This window comes from Collimonas arenae (assembly GCF_000786695.1).
GTDB lineage: Bacteria > Pseudomonadota > Gammaproteobacteria > Burkholderiales > Burkholderiaceae_D > Collimonas > Collimonas arenae_A.
Genome location: NZ_CP009962.1, coordinates 4,832,470 through 4,849,628 on the forward strand (window position 1 = coordinate 4,832,470; position 17,159 = coordinate 4,849,628).

Sequence of the window (17,159 nt, forward strand, 5' to 3'; positions counted from 1 at the left end):
CTACTGCCGGCCCAACCAGACGTCGGCAATTGCGTGCAGAAAAAGCGCGTTAGCCGCGCTGCTTCTCAAATTCCTTCAGATAAGCGACCAATGCCTGGACACCTTCCAAGGGCATTGCGTTGTAAATCGAAGCACGCATGCCGCCCACCGATTTATGTCCCTTCAGTTGCAACAATCCCTGCTCTTTCGCCCCCGTCAGAAACGCCTCATTCAGCGCTTCATTCGCAAGAAAGAACGGCACGTTCATGCGCGAACGGCAGTTGCTGGCGATTTTGGTGCGGTAAAAATCGGTGGAATCCAGGTAGTCGTACAGCAACGCCGCCTTGGCGATATTCCGTTGCTCCATCGCTGTGACGCCGCCCTGGCGCTTGAGCCACTGGAACACCAGCCCTGCGATATAGATCGCATAGGTTGGCGGCGTGTTGTACATCGAATCATTGTCGGCGACGATTTTCCAGTTGAAGGCGGAAGGGCAGGCTGGCAAAGCATGGCCGAGCAAATCTTCGCGCACCACCACCAGCGTCAGGCCGGCCGGTCCGATATTCTTTTGTGCGCCGCCATAGATCACGCCATATTTGGATACATCCACCATGCGCGACAGGATATGTGACGACATGTCGGCGACCAAGGGAGCACCATTGGTATCGACACCGATATCGGGTGTAAATTGGTACTCGACGCCGTCTATCGTTTCATTGCTGCAGATATGCACGTACGCCGGATCCTTAGACAGCTGCCAGCTTTCACGCGCGGGAATTTGCGCATAGTGACTCTCTTCGGAAGAAGCCGCAACATTGACATTGCCATAGCGCCGCGCTTCTTTCAGCGACTTGGTCGACCAGGAACCGGTGTTGATATAGTCGCTGGTAGCAGGCTGTGCTCTGCCATTGCGCCCCAGAAGATTGAGCGGAACAATCGCATTCTCGGCAATCGCGCCGCCCTGCATGAACAACAGCTTGTAATTGTCCGGCACGCCAAGCAGCTCGCGGAAATCGTATTGCGCTGCGGCCAGGATCGACATGAATTCCTTGCCGCGATGGCTCATTTCCATCACGGACATACCACTACCTTGCCAGTCCAGCATTTCGGCGGCAGCTTGCTGCAACACCTCTTTCGGTAATACGGCAGGACCAGCAGAAAAATTATAGATTGGCATGATGAATATCGTCAGATAAAGAACCGGAATTGCAGAGACTACGCAGAAATGCTGATGCTTTGAAAACTATGGTCCAACAGATGGCGTTACTGTGATGCGATATCGATAAAATCCAGAACAACACGCGGCTCAGCCAGGCTGAGCCGCGCTACTGCATTACTCTGTCGACGCGTCGGGAGCATCACCTGCTTCGGTGTTGCCGCCTGTTTCAGCATCGGTACCGGTCGCATCCGCAGCGTCCGTTGCTTCAGCCACGTCGACTTCGGCATCGGATTCGACCACACGCTGCAAACCGCTCAGCTTGGTGCCGTCTTCCACCGCGATCAGCGTCACGCCTTGGGTGGCGCGGCCCATTTCACGAATCTCCGCAACACGGGTACGGATCAGGACGCCACCAGTGGTGATCAGGATGATCTCGTCGCTAGGCTCAACCAGCGTCGCTGCAACAACCTTGCCGTTGCGCTCGCTGGTCTGGATCGCGATCATGCCCTTGGTGCCGCGGCCATGGCGGGTGTACTCGGTGATCGGAGTACGTTTTCCGAAGCCATTTTCAGTCGCCGTCAATACCGATTGCTGTTCGTTTTCCGCGACCAGCAAAGCGATGACCTGTTGGCCCTCTTCCAGGTTCATGCCGCGCACGCCACGTGCAGTACGACCCATCGGACGCACATCGTTTTCATCGAAGCGCACTGCCTTGCCGGAATCGGAGAACAGCATCACGTCATGCTGGCCGTCGGTCAGCGCGGCGCCGATCAGGAAATCACCTTCATCCAGATCGACCGCGATAATGCCAGCCTTGCGTGGGTTGCTAAAGTCGGACAACGGCGTCTTCTTGACGGTACCGAGGCTGGTCGACATGAAGACATAACGGTCTTCAGGGAACGAGCGGTTGGCGCCGGACAATGGCAATACCACGGTGATTTTTTCGCCGTCCTGCAGCGGGAACATATTGACGATCGGCTTGCCGCGCGAATTGCGCGAGCCCTGCGGGAGTTCCCAGATCTTCAGCCAGTACAGGCGGCCGCGATTACTAAAGCACAAGATGTAATCATGGGTATTGCCGACGAACAGCTGGTCGATCCAGTCATCTTCTTTGGTCGCCATCGCTTGCTTGCCGCGACCGCCACGTTTTTGCGCGCGGTATTCGGACACAGGCTGCGACTTCATGTAGCCGGTGTGTGACAAGGTCACAACCATGTCTTGGGGCGTGATCAAGTCTTCCGTACCCAGGTCGGTCGGATTCAATTCGATTTGCGAACGACGTTCATCTTTGTTGCCGATGCCGTATTCGTTCTTGGCAGCGGTCATTTCATCAGTGATGATGACGGTGACGCGTTCCGGCTTGGCCAGGATGTCCAGCAAATCGGCGATCTGCGCCATCACGTCTTTGTATTCGTTGACGATCTTGTCTTGTTCCAGACCAGTCAGGCGTTGCAAACGCATCTGCAGGATTTCCTGCGCCTGGTCATCCGACAGCTTGTACAAACCGTCAGTCTGGATGCCGTAATGCTTAGGCAGGTTTTCCGGACGGAAGGCTTCGACGCCACCAACTTCGTCGCCAGTACGAGCCAGCATTTCGCGCACCATGGAAGAATCCCAGGCGCGCGCCATCAGTTCGGATTTCGCGACCGGCGGCGTCGGCGCAGCCTTGATCAGCGCGATGAAATCATCGATGTTCGCCAGCGCTACCGCCAGACCTTCCAGCACGTGGCCGCGTTCGCGCGCCTTGCGCAATTCGAACACGGTACGGCGCGTCACCACTTCACGACGATGCGACAGGAAGCATTCCAACATCTGCTTCAGGTTCAGCAACTTAGGCTGGCCATCCACCAGCGCCACCATGTTCATGCCGAACGTGTCTTGCAGCTGCGTTTGCTTGTACAGGTTGTTGAGCACCACTTCGGCCACTTCGCCGCGCTTGAGCTCGATCACCACACGCATGCCGGACTTGTCCGATTCGTCGCGCAGGTCGGAAATACCTTCCAGCTTCTTGTCACGCACCAGCTCGGCGATACGTTCCAGCAGCGCCTTCTTGTTTACCTGGTACGGCAGTTCGTCGATGATGATCGCGGTGCGGCCTTCACGTCCGAATTCTTCGAAGTGGGTCTTGGCGCGCATCACCACGCGACCACGGCCGGTGCGGTAACCATCGCGTACACCGGACACGCCGTAAATGATGCCGGCGGTCGGGAAGTCCGGCGCCGGGATGATTTCGATCAGCTCGTCGATCGTGCAATCGGCGTTGCGCAACACGTGCAGCGCGCCATCGATCACTTCTGTCAGGTTGTGCGGCGGAATGTTGGTCGCCATACCCACCGCGATCCCGGACGAACCGTTGATCAGCAGGTTGGGAATACGGGTCGGCAATACCGATGGCTCTTTTTCCTTGCCGTCGTAGTTCGGCACGAAATCGACGGTTTCCTTGTCGAGGTCGGCCAGCAGTTCGCCGGCGATCTTGTCGAGGCGGCACTCGGTGTAACGCATCGCTGCCGCGCCGTCGCCATCGATCGAGCCGAAGTTGCCTTGGCCGTCGACCAGCATATAACGCAGCGAAAACGGCTGCGCCATCCGCACCAGCGTGTCGTAAATCGAGGCGTCGCCGTGCGGGTGGTATTTACCCATGGTTTCACCGACCACGCGCGCGCATTTGACGAACGGGCGATTCCAGACATTGTTCATTTCATGCATCGCGAACAAGACCCGGCGGTGCACCGGCTTGAGGCCGTCGCGCACATCCGGCAATGCACGGCCGACGATCACGCTCATGGCGTAATCGAGATAGCTCTTGCGCATTTCTTCTTCGAGGGAAATCGGGATTGTTTCTTTAGCGAATTGATCCATTTAGCGAGTCGGCCAATCTTAACTTGGGTTGATCAATATAGAACCAGCGTTCATTGCCGATCTGCCGGCTGGCGGCGGAATACAGTTTAAAACGAAGGTACAACCGCGTGATTTTAGCACGCGAGAGTGGCAGTTCTGGCTTTTCAGGCAAGGCAGAGCGGCTGAAAACCTGCCGGGTCAAAAAAATATGTTTAAATGCCGCCTTGCCCGGCTTTTAGGAACTGTCCCATTCGTTCCTCGCCATTTCTATCAGGAAATAATTTATGCGTCATACCATTGCGCTGAGTCTGTTGTTAGGCTCGGCTTGCGGCTTTGCAGCCCACTCCGGCTTTGCCCAAACCACCGACATCCAAGCCAACCGTGAAAAAAGTGCCTATCTGCAAGATGGCCGCGGCCCGGTAGTACGCAGCCAGGATGGCTTGTGCTGGCGCTCCGGTTATTGGGACGCCAGTGATGCAGTCGCCGGCTGCGACGGCGAGCTGATATCCCCAGTCATGAAAGTAACTGCACCGGCGCTCGCCGTCGTGCCAGAAATTGCCAACGATCAACCTACGGCGCCGACTCTTATTGCCCGATGTGAATTTACCTTATCCAGCGATAGCACTTTCAGCTTCGGAAAAGCGATACTGAGCAAAACAGCCAAACAAAATATTGATAAAAATGCCATATCAAAACTGGCGGATTGCGGCACAGCCAAAGTTATATTGGTAACCGGCTACACCGATCACCTTGGGACAGACGGCTATAACCAGAAGTTATCAACACAACGTGCCGCCAGCGTCGCCAAGTATCTGAAAAGCAAAGGCGTGACCAACAAAATAGAGGTCGTTGGCGCCGGTTCAGCCGATCCGATAGTGACTTGCAGCAACAAATTAGATCATCAAAAACGCATCGCATGCCTCAGCCCGAACCGCAGAGTGATAATCAAAATACAATAAAACCAAAATAAAATAGATACTTTCCTTGCGCCGATGTAATATGTCGGCCGTGGTGATGTTTTCATAATGTTATGTTGTATGAAAACAACGAAGCAGGCAAAACGTGTGCTGGATCATTTGGCATCCTTCGCTAGCGCTTGAAGCCTGTGGCAGAATGGTGGTCAAGTTCATTGCGTGTGGTCAATCCCACACGTAACGGCCTGAACCACGTGGTACTATCCAATTTTTGATGTCGTATATTAGTTGCGCAGTTAATCTGCGGATATCTCAACCGAGAGGAGAAACATGAATAAATTAGCAAAACTCGTCTTCGCTGCGTCCGCAGTCGTCGCACTCTCTGCCTCCGCGCAGGAAATCAAAGATATCCAGGCACCTACCCCAAACAGCGCCTATGTGCAAAGCTCCAACGGCGTGATCGCACGTGACCCGTACGGTCTGTGCTGGCATACCGGTTACTGGACACCAGCTGACTCGGTTCCAGGTTGCGACGGCGAAATCGCTCAAGCTGCACCTGCTCCAGCAGCACCAGCTCCAGCACCAGTCGTTCCAGCACCAGCTCCAGTATCGCAAAAGGTTACTTTTGCTGCTGACGCATTCTTCGACTTCGACAAAGCTGTCCTGAAGCCAGAAGGCAAAGCTAAACTGGATGACCTGACATCGAAACTGGGCGCAATCAACCTGGAAGTCATCATCGCTGTTGGTCACACTGACTCGGTCGGTTCAGTTGCTTACAACCAAAAATTGTCGGTTCGCCGCGCTGAAGCTGTCAAGGCATACCTGGTACACAAGGGTGTCGAAGCTAACCGTGTTTACACCGAAGGCAAGGGCAAGTCGCAACCGGTCGCTGATAACAAGACCGCTGCTGGCCGCGCTAAAAACCGTCGCGTTGAAATCGAAGTTGTTGGTACACGTACTAACTAATCGATTCAAACTCGATCAGAACCCCGCCTTGGCGGGGTTTTTTTTCGCTTTGACTTTTTATTTTAACTATCGCTGCCGGCGCAAACCCGGACAGAGAATGTTTTTAATCCGACATCAAACCGCAAAACCGCCGTTTCCGGCTATGATTCAACCTATGAACGCAGACCCATCAGAACTCAAAAAATTCAGCGACCTGGCCCACCGTTGGTGGGATCCGGAATCGGAATTTCGTCCCTTGCATGAGATTAACCCTTTACGCCTGGAATGGATCAACTCGCGTGCTTCGTTAACCGGCAAGAATGTGCTGGATATCGGCTGCGGCGGCGGCATCCTGGCCGAGTCCATGGCCCGCAAAGGCGCTACAGTTACCGGCATTGACCTGTCGGACAAAGCATTGAAAGTTGCCGATCTGCATAGCCTGGAATCGGGAATCCAGGTCCGTTACGAAAAAATCGCTGCCGAAGACATGGCCAGCCGCGAAGCCGGACAGTTCGATGTCGTGACCTGTATGGAAATGCTGGAGCACGTCCCGGATCCGGCATCCGTCGTGCGCGCTTGCGCAACGCTGGTAAAACCTGGAGGACAGGTATTTTTCTCGACCCTCAACCGCAATCTGAAAGCCTACCTGCAAGCGGTGCTGGCAGCTGAATACCTGTTGCGCATGTTGCCTAAGGGCACACATGACTATGCAAAGTTCATCACCCCCGCTGAGCTGGCGCAATTTGCCCGCAACGCCGGACTGACGGTTGAGGACATGCGCGGCATGAGCTATAACCCGCTGACATTGATTTATTCGCTCAATCAAGACACCAGCGTCAATTATCTGATGGCGTGCAGCAAGCACGTATAAACCAGCAATCCTGCAGTCCTGCTCTAACCGAGGTGGCTGCAAGGCGCATCCGCAGTTATTACCTGCGGCGCGCCGTTTTCTCGCACTCTAGGAACCGATCATGCCCCTGCCAATGCCACGCGCCATCCTGTTTGACCTTGATGGTACGCTTGCCGATACTGCGCCAGATTTGGCGGCAGCGCTTAACCGCCTGCGCAACGACCGCGGCTTAAGCAGCACGCCATATGAACAATTGCGCCCTTATACATCGGCCGGCGCGCGCGGCATGATTGGCGCCGCCTTCGGACTGAAACCGGGCGATCCGGACTACGAGGAATTGCGCGTCGGCTTTCTCAATCACTACGCTGCAGCGCTGGCAGTCGACAGTACTCTGTTCGACGGTATCCCGGCCCTGCTGAAAGACTTGCGCCAACGCCATCTTGGCTGGGGCGTGGTTACCAACAAAGCGGCATGCTTCACCGATCCGCTGGTATCGCAGATTGGCCTGGCAGATGCCGATTGCGTCATTTCCGGCGACACCACAGCACACTCCAAGCCTCATCCGGAACCATTATTGGAAGCTGCGCGCCGCCTCAATCTGCAGCCGCAGGAATGCTGGTATGTCGGCGACGACCTGCGCGATATCCAGGCTGGCCGCGCTGCCGGCATGGCTACCGTCGCGGTCGCCTGGGGTTATTGCGGCGAGAGCGAGCCGAGCTCTTGGGAAGCGGATGCTCTGATTGATACGCCACGCGAATTGCTGACTTTGCTGCCCCGGCAGTAACTTTTTTACGTAACTCCGGTCATACGCCTGCGTAGACGCATGACTTTCGCGCGATGGAGTTCTTGGCGACTTGCCATAAGCAGTTTCAAAGACTTTAATAAAATAGCTAGCAAACATGTCCGGCAGTATATTGTGGACATGATTGCCCATAAGGAATAAAAATGGCAAACCTTCCTCGTCCTTCCTGGCTTCCGCGCGCCATCCGCTGGACCGGTATCACTGTTGCAGTCCTGCTGGTACTGGCCCTCATTAGCTGGCTGGCAGTGCCGCCGGTTGCCAAACACCTGGTCGAACAACAGGTTGAAGCGCAGATAGGGCGCAAGGCGACGGTCAGCAAAATCGCCTTCAATCCGTTTACGCTGACACTCACCGTATCCGATTTCACATTGTATGAGCAAGACAAGACCACCCCGGCCTTTTCCGCCAGTACACTGCTGGTCAACGCCTCGTCTGCCTCGCTGTTCCGCCTGGCGCCGGTGCTCAATGAAGCCCAGCTGATCAATCCCAAACTGCATATTGTGCGCACCAGCGCCGACGGCATTGGCCGCTACAATTTTTCCGATGTCATCGATCGCATCCTGGCGATGCCCAAGAGCGACAAGCCGGCTCTGTTTTCTGTATCCAATATCCAGCTCGAAAACGGTGCGATCAAGTTTGACGACAAAGTCACCAACAAGCTGGTCGATATCGAAGCGCTGAATATCGGCCTGCCATACGTCTCCAACTTTCCCAGCAAGGTCGACACCTTCGTCCAGCCACATGTATCGGCCAAAATCAACGGCACGCCATTCGACCTCAAGGGACGTACCAAACCGTTCGCCGGCAGCCAGGAAACAGCGCTGGCGATCGATATCGACCAGCTGGATGTCGCCAGTTATGTCGCCTTCTCCCCGGTCGCCCTGCCGCTGGCGATCCAGAGCGCCAAACTTTCCACCAAGCTCGACCTGACATTCGTCCGCAACAAGGACAAACCCGAAGTCTTGCTGTCCGGCTGGCTGCAACTAGCCAATCTTGCACTGGCCGACAAGAACGCAGCGCCACTGCTGAAAGCGCAAACCATCAATGCCCAGATCAACAAGCTCAATGTCCTTACCGGCGCGGCTGCACTCGACCAGATCGAGATCCAGCAACCTGAAGTCTGGGTCAACCTGAACGCCAACGGCAGCCTGAACTGGGCCGCTTTGAGCACGCCGGCCGCCAAGCAGGAAATCGTTAAAGACGCACCGAAAAAGGCACCTGCCGCGGCACCGCAAATGACACTGGCTAAATTCAGCATCAAGGACGGCACTGTGAACTGGCTGGACGCCGCCAATGCATCACCGGCGCTGAACCTGCAAGTCAAGAACGTCGCCTTGGATGCGAGCCATCTGTCGATGGCAGCCGACGCCAAGCCTGCTACCGTAACGCTCTCCACTGGCACCGAAACTGATCAGCATATCCAGTTCATCGGCCAGATCACGCCAGCGAAAGCGATTGTCGCCGGCAAGGCCAGCATCAATGCCTTGTCGCTCGCGCCTTATCAGCCGTATGTCAACCGTTCGCTGGCGGCAGTGGTTTCCGGCCAGTTATCGCTCAATACCTTGCTCGCCATCGACGGCAGTCGTATCCAGCTGCATCAATTGGGAATTGATGTGGACGACCTCAAAGTTGCCGCCAAAAACAGCGCCGGCGGCAGCATCGCCGCGAAGAAAATCAGCCTGGAAAACGCCAGCGTCGATACCGAAGCCCATACCTTCAACGCCAGCGCCTTGCGCCTGGCAGGTATCCAGGGCGACGTGCGCCGCGACGCCCAGGGCAAGCTCAACCTGCAGCAATTCCTGGCGCCAGCCGGTGCGTCAGCCAAGGCTGCCCCGAGCACAGCGGCAAAGAAGAGCGGACCGGAATGGGTCGCCAGCGTGAATCAGTTCGCCGTCAGCGACAGCAGTGTCGCCTACCTCGACAATGCCGTAAAACCGGCGGTCAAGTTGCGTGCCGACGGCTTCAACCTGACTGCGGAAAATGTCTCCAGCAAGCTCGACAAACCAATCAAGGTCGCGTTGCGCACACAGCTCAACAAGAGCGGGAAGTTGTCGGTAGATGGCAACGTCGCAGCGCAAATGAAATCGGTTGCGCTCGACATCGATGCGCAGAACCTGCCGGTCCCGGCGCTACAACCTTACTTCACCGACTTCCTGAATGTCACGCTCAGCTCAGGCCTGGCAAGCACCAAAGGCAAGTTGTCGCTGGTGCTGCCGAGCGGCCGCCAGGAGATGGTGACCGGTTACAACGGCATGCTGCGCCTGGCTAATTTCCGCGTGCTGGACAAGGAAACCTCTGCCGATTTCCTGAAGTGGAAAATGCTCGACGTCAGCGGTATCAACGCGAATATTGGCGGCCCTCGTCAAAATGTGACGCTGGCAAAAATCGCGCTGGACGATTTCTATGCACGCATCATCTTGTCGGACAAAGCCAAGCTGAACCTGCAAGATATCGTGGTATCGAAAAACACGCCGCCCGGCACCCCAACGCCATCCCTGACTTCCACCCAGGCTGGCGACAGTTCAGGTCCGGCGCCAGAAAAAGTCAGCAAGGCCACCTCCGAAGGAACCACCACCGTTGCACCGATCGTTGCGCCGCCGCCGAAGGACAATGCACCAGTGATCAAGATCGGCCAGGTCGTCATCAAGGGCGGCAACATTAACTACACCGACAATTTCGTCAAGCCGAACTACACTGCCAACATGACCGGCATGAACGGCACGGTTGGCGCGATTGCCTCCGACAAGCCGGCGCCAGCGCCGATCGATATCAACGGAAAGATCGATAACGACGCACCGGTGGCGATCTCCGGTTCGCTGAATCCCTTGTTCAAGCCGATGTTCCTCGATATAAAGGCCAGCGCCAACGGCGTCGAACTGCCGCGCCTGACGCCGTATGCCGCCAAGTACGCCGGCTACGCCATCGAAAAGGGAAAACTGTCGATGGACGTCAGTTATCACATCGAGAACGACAAGCTGGTGGCCGCGAACAACGTACGCATCGACCAGCTTACCTTCGGCGACAAGATCGATAGCCCGACCGCCACCAAGCTGCCAGTGCTACTGGCAGTCGCCCTGCTGAAAGACCGCAACGGCCAGATCAACATCAACCTGCCGATTTCCGGCACCTTGTCGGACCCGGAATTTTCGATAGGCGGCATCATCGTCCGCATCTTCGTCAACCTCATCGTCAAGGCGGTGACTTCGCCTTTCGCCCTAATCAGCTCGGCTTTCGGCGGTGCTGGCGGCGACGAACTCGGCTATGCGGAATTCGCGCCCGGCTCAGCGACACTTAGCGCGGCTACCCAAAGCAAGCTGGACACCATCGCCAAGGCGCTGGATGACCGCCCTGCCCTGAAACTGGACCTGATCGGTCGCGTCGATCCGAAAACCGATACCGACGGCGTACGCCAACAAGTCCTCAACCGCCAGTTAAAGCAGCTGAAACTCAAGGACTCTGTCAATCAAAGCGACCAAGCGGAATCGGATGACGTCACTCTGACCGATGCCGACAAGGATAAATACATGGGCAAGGTGTATAGTGCCAGCAAATTCGACAAGCCGCGCAACGCCATCGGCTTCGCCAAATCGCTGCCCACCGCGGAGATGGAAAAATTGATCGTGGCCAATACGCCGATCACCGAGGACGCCCTTAGCGCACTGGCAACCCGCCGTGCAGAAGCAGTCCGCAAATATCTGGAAACCAAGGGCAAGATTCCGCTGGAACGCATTTTCCTGATCGCACCGAAACTCACTGCCGACGGCATCAAGGACAAAGGCGCACCAAACCGGGTCGATTTTGCGCTGAAATAAGGTTTCGGCCGAGAACTTTCAATACTGGCAAGGCGCTGACAGGGATGCCCCAAGTGCGTTACAATGACAGTCTGCTTGGGGGCGACCTGGTTTCGACGTGGGTTACAAAGCAGCGCAGGGCATACCGAGGACCGACTACCTCGTAAATACAATCGGAATAGATCTAACTGCAAACGATAACTCGTACGCACTAGCCGCTTAATAACCGGTTAGCTCTACACCATCTCGTCCCTGGGGTGGGCTGGTAAAACAGCAGTAGAGTCATATACAGGGAATCGCTTTTAGTCGGGTTACTTGGCTAACAGTTAAATTTAGGTGACTCGCCTGAACGAAGCGTGTGCGTCCGCGTCGGCTGGGTTAAATCAAATGACAGCACTAAGTATGTAGAACTGTCTGTAGAGGACTTGCGGACGCGGGTTCGATTCCCGCCGCCTCCACCACTCTTTTGTTTCAGAAGTCCAAGCTGTCATTCAGTGAGTATTTCCCGGTTGTCTCAACCGCCAAATATCCACTGAATGGCAGCTTTTTTATTTCCCCCTCATCCTTCATTAATTAACCGAAGTCGTTAACGAGCCACGCTGGCTGTCGGCTGCAAGCTGGCGCTTTCGCAATTCGTCTGTGGTACTGCCGTTTCCATCCGGCGCCCATCCAGGGGGCATGAACAGATAGCCGAAGAAAGCGCGTAGGCTACGTGCTCCAGCCAGATCGCGCAGCAAACCGACCCATCCGATAAATTCGATCCGCAACGGGTTGTGGCTGGTCAACGGCTGCACCAGGCCGTAACGGCAAGGCAGGTCGTCGCGCTCCTTGGTATAGGTACCGAACATGCGATCGAAGATGATCAGCACGCCGCCGTAGTTCGCATCCAGGTAGTCAAGGTTGGCGGCATGGTGCACGCGATGTGCCGAGGGTGTATTGAGAATGCCTTCGAGCCAGCCCAATTTCGGAATCCAGGTGGCATGGATCCAGAATTGATACAACAGGTTCAGCGACAGTACAGCGAACACGATGCGTGGGTTAAAGCCAAGCCATATCAGCGGCACGTAAAACGCGGCGGTGCCGGCCAGTTTGCTCAGTATGCCTATGCGCACTGCCGCCGACAAATTCAATTGGTTGGGAGAATGATGTACTGCATGGTTGCTCCAGAACCAGCGCACTCTGTGCGACGCTCTGTGAAACCAGTAATAGCAAAATTCCTGGCCGAGAAACAACAACAGCACCATGAGCCAGCCGTCCAGTTGGATCACACCCAGGCGATGTTGATAAGCCAACCGTATCAGCGGCGTTGCCAGTGACAAAGGCACAAAGATGTTGAGACCTGTGCGCACCAGAAAATCCAGCGAGGAAACGCCGAATGCGCGCCAGTCGTAACGTTGACCGTAACGTTGACGACGGGACAGCACGACAGCTTCAATCAGCGCAAAAACAAGCACGGCCGGTGTCGCGACGAATAGCAGGAATTTATCAAGCGAGTACATACATCGAACCTTTGATTTGCATCGGGAGTAATTTATCTCAATGTAACCCCCGGGCTTACGCCGCGCCAGTTTTTTGCGAGGAAGTAGCGACGGCTAGTGCGGAACTCTGTCGAGAGGGCTCGATTAGCGGAAAAAATGACGCTGGAAACTTGAAAATTATCAGCGATGCAATATCAGTATTCCGGCCAAGATCCGACACGAGTGGGAAGCGCGCAACAGTTAGAAATTTTACGTAATTCTCCCGTATACAAACTTTCCACGCAGACATAAAATCCGGTGCTGCTGGGCATTGCAGCAGTGTCTCTGCCATCGTCATCATGGATGGATATGAACATATTCAATTCATTCTGGGAGTCTTCTTGTGAAGCGTCACGCCGGTATATTTGCATGCTTTTTTATCTATTTCATTGCCATCGCTGGCAGCTTGTTACCTGCTGTTGAAAGCCGTGCGGATGCGATGGACGACATCCAGAGCCGGCGCGCGATTCGTATCGCCGTGCCGAAGGATACCCCGCCCTTCGGTGCGGAAAATCCGTACAAATCGCTGGAAGGATTCGACATATCGATCGCCAAGATGATTTCGCTGGAGTTGGGCGTCAAGCTCGATATGGTGCCGCTGGCGAGCGCCGACCGTATTCCTTCATTGTTGAACCACCATGTCGACCTGGTGATTTCCAGCTTGGGTAAAAATCCGGAGCGCTTGAAACAGATCGATTTTTCGCAAGCCTATGCGCCGTTTTATCTTGGCGTTTTCGGGGCCCCAAATCTGGACGTGAAAAATGCGGCCGGCCTGACTGGTAAATCGATCGCGGTCCTCAAGGATTCGATAGAAGATGTCGAGCTGAGCAAGATTGCACCGCCATCTACCATCATTAAGCGCTTCGGCACCAGCAAGGAAGCGGAACAATCCTATCTGCAAGGTGAATCCAAGCTGCTGGCGGCGGGCAACGTACTGATTTCCGCCTTCACAAAAGAGCAGGCCGAAAACACACAGTTGAAAATCGTGCTGAAAGACTCGCCTTGCTTCATTGGTGTTAACAAGAACGAAACTGCGTTGCTGAACAAGATTAATACAATGCTGACCAGTATCAAGAAAAACGGCATGCTCAACGTCAATGCCCAACGCTGGTTCAAAGCGCCGCTGCCTGACAGCGTGTTGCATAGCGGGATTGAGTAACCCGGAAGCAGGTTGTCACAAATGAATATGGGCTCCGTCAACGGAGCCCATTTTTTATTTCCGGGCTAATTCTCGCTCACATCGATTCCAGCACTGCTGCTACGCCAAGATATGCCCGCAACCGGCCGTCGAAGATGTGGTAAGTTCGCGACATGACATCCATTACGCAGGGAGAAACAGCATGCCAACCGCAAGCCTGAATGGCGACATCATCACCAGTTGGGAAAGCTTCCATAACGAATCCGCCAAGGTCTTCGGCTTCCCCGAATTCTATGGCCGCAACATGAGTGCCTGGATCGATTGCCTGAGTTATCTGCGCGATGAAGACGGCATGAGCAAGTTCCGGCTCAAGGAAAATGAAATACTGAACATCGAGGTGCTGCACAGCGAAAAGCTGCGCCAGCATGCCGCGGAAATCATCGAAGAGCTTGAGTTCTGCATTTCTGCAATCAACGAACGTTACGACGACTACGGTGAAAAGCCAGCGCTGAAACTGACGTTGCGCTAGACGTCGCTGTAGTTCGCCCCTTAATCGATCAGCTTGTCTCCGTCGTAAAACGGATACGGCCCGTCGAACTCTCCGATATAGGCAGTGTGGCTAATCAAGCCCGCATCGGCATCCCACAGATGCAATTGAAACGCCGGCGGTTCCATCACAAACCGGGATGCTGCCTGCGGACTCAAATCCAATGCAACCTGATGTGCTACGCCAGGACAGGTTGAAGCAATGGTACCGCCAAAACGTACCTGGATGGCGCGATGCAAGTGACCACAAAGAATTCGCTCTACCTGTGGATGAGCTTGCACCACGGCGGCCAATGCATGCGGCTGCGCCAGGCCTATGTTGTCCATGTGGCCGATGCCGGTTTTAAACGGCGGATGGTGCATCACGATCACGGTCGGCGTGTCTGGCTGCGCCGTCAGTACCTTGTCCAGCCAAGCCAAGCTAGCGGCTGCCAATGCACCGCCGCTGGATTGTGGAATGACCGTGTCCAGCGCGACTATGCGCAGCGGATGTTCATCGATCACGTACTCGATTCTGTCCGTACCTTGCTGAAGATACGAGTGCTCTGGAAAGGCCGCTCTCAGGGCATCACGGTCATCGTGATTCCCGGGCAAAAGGTAATAAGGCATCGTCAGAGGCTGCAGGAGCAGGCGCAAGAACGCATACTCTTCCGGCAGGCCGAAATCGACCAGGTCGCCGGTAATCACCACCGCGTCAGGCCGCTGCTTGAGTTGATTGATCTGCGCCACGCAGCACCTCAGGCTTTCTGCGGTATCGACCACCCGATACGATTTCTTGCCATGCGCCTTGATGTGCAAATCGGAAATCTGGCACAGAATCATGCTGGTGCCTCGTCATGAAAATGCAGCAAGGCATGCTCGGGTACACGTAACGATATGCGCTCCCCGATCTGCCAGGATGCCCGCCTGCCGGTTTCAACCACCACAGCTTGCTCTGTCCCGACATCGATCAGCAAGCGGGTCCTGTCTCCGAGAAAGAAGGTCGACAGAATGTCTCCTTGCATGTTGGCGTCGTCCATTTCACCGGCGACGACTTCGACATCTTCCGGTCGAAACATCAGCGTCGTCCGCTTACCAACGGATGCGGTATCGCATGGAAGCTGGCCGCCTGCAAAGTGCAGCAGGCCATCGCATGCGGTACCTGTGATGCGATTCATGGTGCCAATGAAATCGGCGACAAAATGGTTGGCGGGACGATAGTAGATGTCTTGCGGGCTGCCGATTTGTGCAATCTTGCCACGTTCCATGACCACTACACGGTCCCCCAATGCCATCGCCTCGCTCTGGTCGTGCGTCACATAAATGGCTGTGATGCCAAGCTTTCGCAATAGCTGGTTGAGGTCGGCCCGCAGGGTTTCACGTAACTTGGCGTCAAGCGCAGTCAGCGGTTCATCCAGCAACAATACCTTGGGCTCGACAGCAAGCGCGCGGGCCAGCGCAACCCGTTGTTTCTGGCCTCCCGACAGCTGGTCGATACGGCGTTGGCTGAAGCCTTGCATATGCACCATCTCCAGTAGCGCTTCAATTTTTTCGAGGCGCTGAGCGGCGGGCATCTTGCGGATTTTCAAGCCGTAAGCAATGTTTTCGCCGACTGTCATGTTGGGAAACAAAGCGTAATTCTGGAACACCATGCCGACGCCGCGCTTTTCTATCGGCAAGGCGGTGACGTCTTCGTCACCGAATAAAACCTGACCGCCGGCATCTGGAAATTCCAGACCCGCAATCAAGCGCAACGTCGTGGTTTTTCCACAGCCCGATGGCCCCAGCAGCACCACGGTTTCGCCCGGATGGATTTCCAGCTCTATAGGCTGCAGCGCCTGTGCGCCATTGGCGAAGGTTTTACCGCACTGGATTAATTTAATGGAAACAGCATTCTTCATAAACGGACTCTTGAGCGTGTGGTGTGCGTGACCCATTGCATGGCGATCAGCAGGGGGATAATCATCACGAAGAAAATCAGCGTGTAGGCGGAGCCGACTTCAAGCCGCATTGAGGCATAGCTGTCGGCCAGTCCCACCGGAAGGGTCATGGTCAGTGGCGTATGCAACATCCACGTAATGTTGAATTCGCCGATCGACAATGTGACCACCATCAGCGCACCGGCCAGGATGCCGGAAAATACGTTGGGAATCACAATGCCGAAAAATCGCTGCATCAATCCGGCACCAAGGCTAGCCGCAGCTTCTTCCAATACCGACAATTGCGAGGACTGCATCACCGCCAGCACCGGCCGCACCATGAACGGCAAGGTGAACAGCACGTGACCGACCAGGATAAATAACAGGCTGCCGCGAAACTCCCGATATTGGCCGTACGCCATGATCAGTGCCAGCGCAGTGGCCAAGCCCGGCACTGCCACCGGCATCATCAGCAATTCTTCGATGGCGCGCGCCAGACGACTGTTGCCGCCATTGTGGCGCGCCAGCATATATGCTAGCGGCACGCCAGCGATTGTTGTGACGACTAGGCAGGCCAGTGCAATCGCAATCGAACGCCAGATCGTTACTTGGTAGGTATCCCAGACCTGCGCTATCCAGCGTCCGGTAAAGCCACTGGAAAGGCCGATGAAAAAATTATCAGTGATACCAGCCAGCATCGACAATACGATCGGCACGATCAGGAATGCGCATACCAACAAGGTAAAGCCGAGCTGGAGATAAAAGCGGAAGGATTTATGCAT

General features: G+C 55.3%; 13 protein-coding genes and 1 other RNA gene. 8 read left to right on the forward strand and 6 right to left on the reverse strand.

The annotated features are described in order from the left end of the window. Window positions 1-49 precede the first annotated feature (49 nt). A complete protein-coding gene (gene serC / locus LT85_RS21285; protein WP_038492972.1) occupies window positions 50-1,156 on the reverse strand; it encodes a 3-phosphoserine/phosphohydroxythreonine transaminase in 1,107 nt (368 codons plus the stop codon). 156 nt (window positions 1,157-1,312) lie between these two features. Next, window positions 1,313-3,997, reverse strand: a complete 2,685-nt coding sequence (gyrA, locus tag LT85_RS21290; protein ID WP_038492975.1) for a DNA gyrase subunit A — start codon at window positions 3,995-3,997, stop codon at window positions 1,313-1,315. 290 nt (window positions 3,998-4,287) lie between these two features. Here gyrA and LT85_RS21295 point away from each other — a divergent pair, with 290 nt between their 5' ends. From LT85_RS21295 to ssrA, 6 genes are all read left to right on the forward strand, one after another. Further along, a complete protein-coding gene (locus LT85_RS21295; RefSeq protein WP_253273595.1) occupies window positions 4,288-4,935 on the forward strand; it encodes an OmpA family protein in 648 nt (215 codons plus the stop codon). Window positions 4,936-5,220: 285 nt separating this feature from the next. Further along, complete coding sequence (gene ompA, locus LT85_RS21300; RefSeq protein WP_038492980.1) at window positions 5,221-5,856, forward strand: outer membrane protein OmpA; 636 nt, start codon at window positions 5,221-5,223, stop codon at window positions 5,854-5,856. Between the two features lie 154 nt (window positions 5,857-6,010). Continuing rightward, complete coding sequence (ubiG, locus tag LT85_RS21305; RefSeq protein WP_038492982.1) at window positions 6,011-6,706, forward strand: bifunctional 2-polyprenyl-6-hydroxyphenol methylase/3-demethylubiquinol 3-O-methyltransferase UbiG; 696 nt, start codon at window positions 6,011-6,013, stop codon at window positions 6,704-6,706. A 100-nt stretch (window positions 6,707-6,806) separates the two neighbouring features. Then, window positions 6,807-7,469: an HAD family hydrolase gene (locus LT85_RS21310; protein ID WP_038492984.1), complete on the forward strand. Its 663-nt coding sequence runs from the start codon at window positions 6,807-6,809 to the stop codon at window positions 7,467-7,469. A 161-nt stretch (window positions 7,470-7,630) separates the two neighbouring features. Further along, complete coding sequence (locus LT85_RS21315) at window positions 7,631-11,299, forward strand: DUF748 domain-containing protein (protein ID WP_038492986.1); 3,669 nt, start codon at window positions 7,631-7,633, stop codon at window positions 11,297-11,299. 77 nt (window positions 11,300-11,376) lie between these two features. Beyond that, window positions 11,377-11,739, forward strand: a transfer-messenger RNA (tmRNA) gene (ssrA, locus tag LT85_RS26255). A 108-nt stretch (window positions 11,740-11,847) separates the two neighbouring features. On the opposite strand, the gene LT85_RS21320 is transcribed toward ssrA, so the two are convergent. Further along, complete coding sequence (locus tag LT85_RS21320) at window positions 11,848-12,777, reverse strand: sterol desaturase family protein (RefSeq protein WP_038492989.1); 930 nt, start codon at window positions 12,775-12,777, stop codon at window positions 11,848-11,850. A gap of 361 nt (window positions 12,778-13,138) precedes the next feature. Here LT85_RS21320 and LT85_RS21325 point away from each other — a divergent pair, with 361 nt between their 5' ends. Both LT85_RS21325 and LT85_RS21330 read left to right on the forward strand, forming a co-directional pair. Further along, window positions 13,139-13,954, forward strand: coding sequence for a transporter substrate-binding domain-containing protein (locus tag LT85_RS21325; protein WP_052135384.1), 816 nt, complete (start codon window positions 13,139-13,141; stop codon window positions 13,952-13,954). A 181-nt stretch (window positions 13,955-14,135) separates the two neighbouring features. Then, window positions 14,136-14,462: a barstar family protein gene (locus LT85_RS21330; protein ID WP_038492991.1), complete on the forward strand. Its 327-nt coding sequence runs from the start codon at window positions 14,136-14,138 to the stop codon at window positions 14,460-14,462. Window positions 14,463-14,482: 20 nt separating this feature from the next. On the opposite strand, the gene LT85_RS21335 is transcribed toward LT85_RS21330, so the two are convergent. From LT85_RS21335 to LT85_RS21345, 3 genes are read right to left on the reverse strand one after another with little or no spacing between them, the layout of a single operon-like run. Then, on the reverse strand, window positions 14,483-15,301 hold the full coding sequence (locus tag LT85_RS21335; protein WP_038492993.1) for a phosphodiesterase: 819 nt from the start codon (window positions 15,299-15,301) through the stop codon (window positions 14,483-14,485). Continuing rightward, window positions 15,298-16,359 carry an ABC transporter ATP-binding protein gene (locus LT85_RS21340; protein ID WP_038492995.1) on the reverse strand — a complete coding sequence of 354 codons (1,062 nt, stop codon included), beginning with the start codon at window positions 16,357-16,359 and terminating at the stop codon, window positions 15,298-15,300. The genes LT85_RS21335 and LT85_RS21340 overlap by 4 nt, the downstream gene beginning before the upstream one ends. Beyond that, window positions 16,356-17,159: an ABC transporter permease gene (locus LT85_RS21345; protein WP_038492997.1), complete on the reverse strand. Its 804-nt coding sequence runs from the start codon at window positions 17,157-17,159 to the stop codon at window positions 16,356-16,358. The genes LT85_RS21340 and LT85_RS21345 overlap by 4 nt, the downstream gene beginning before the upstream one ends.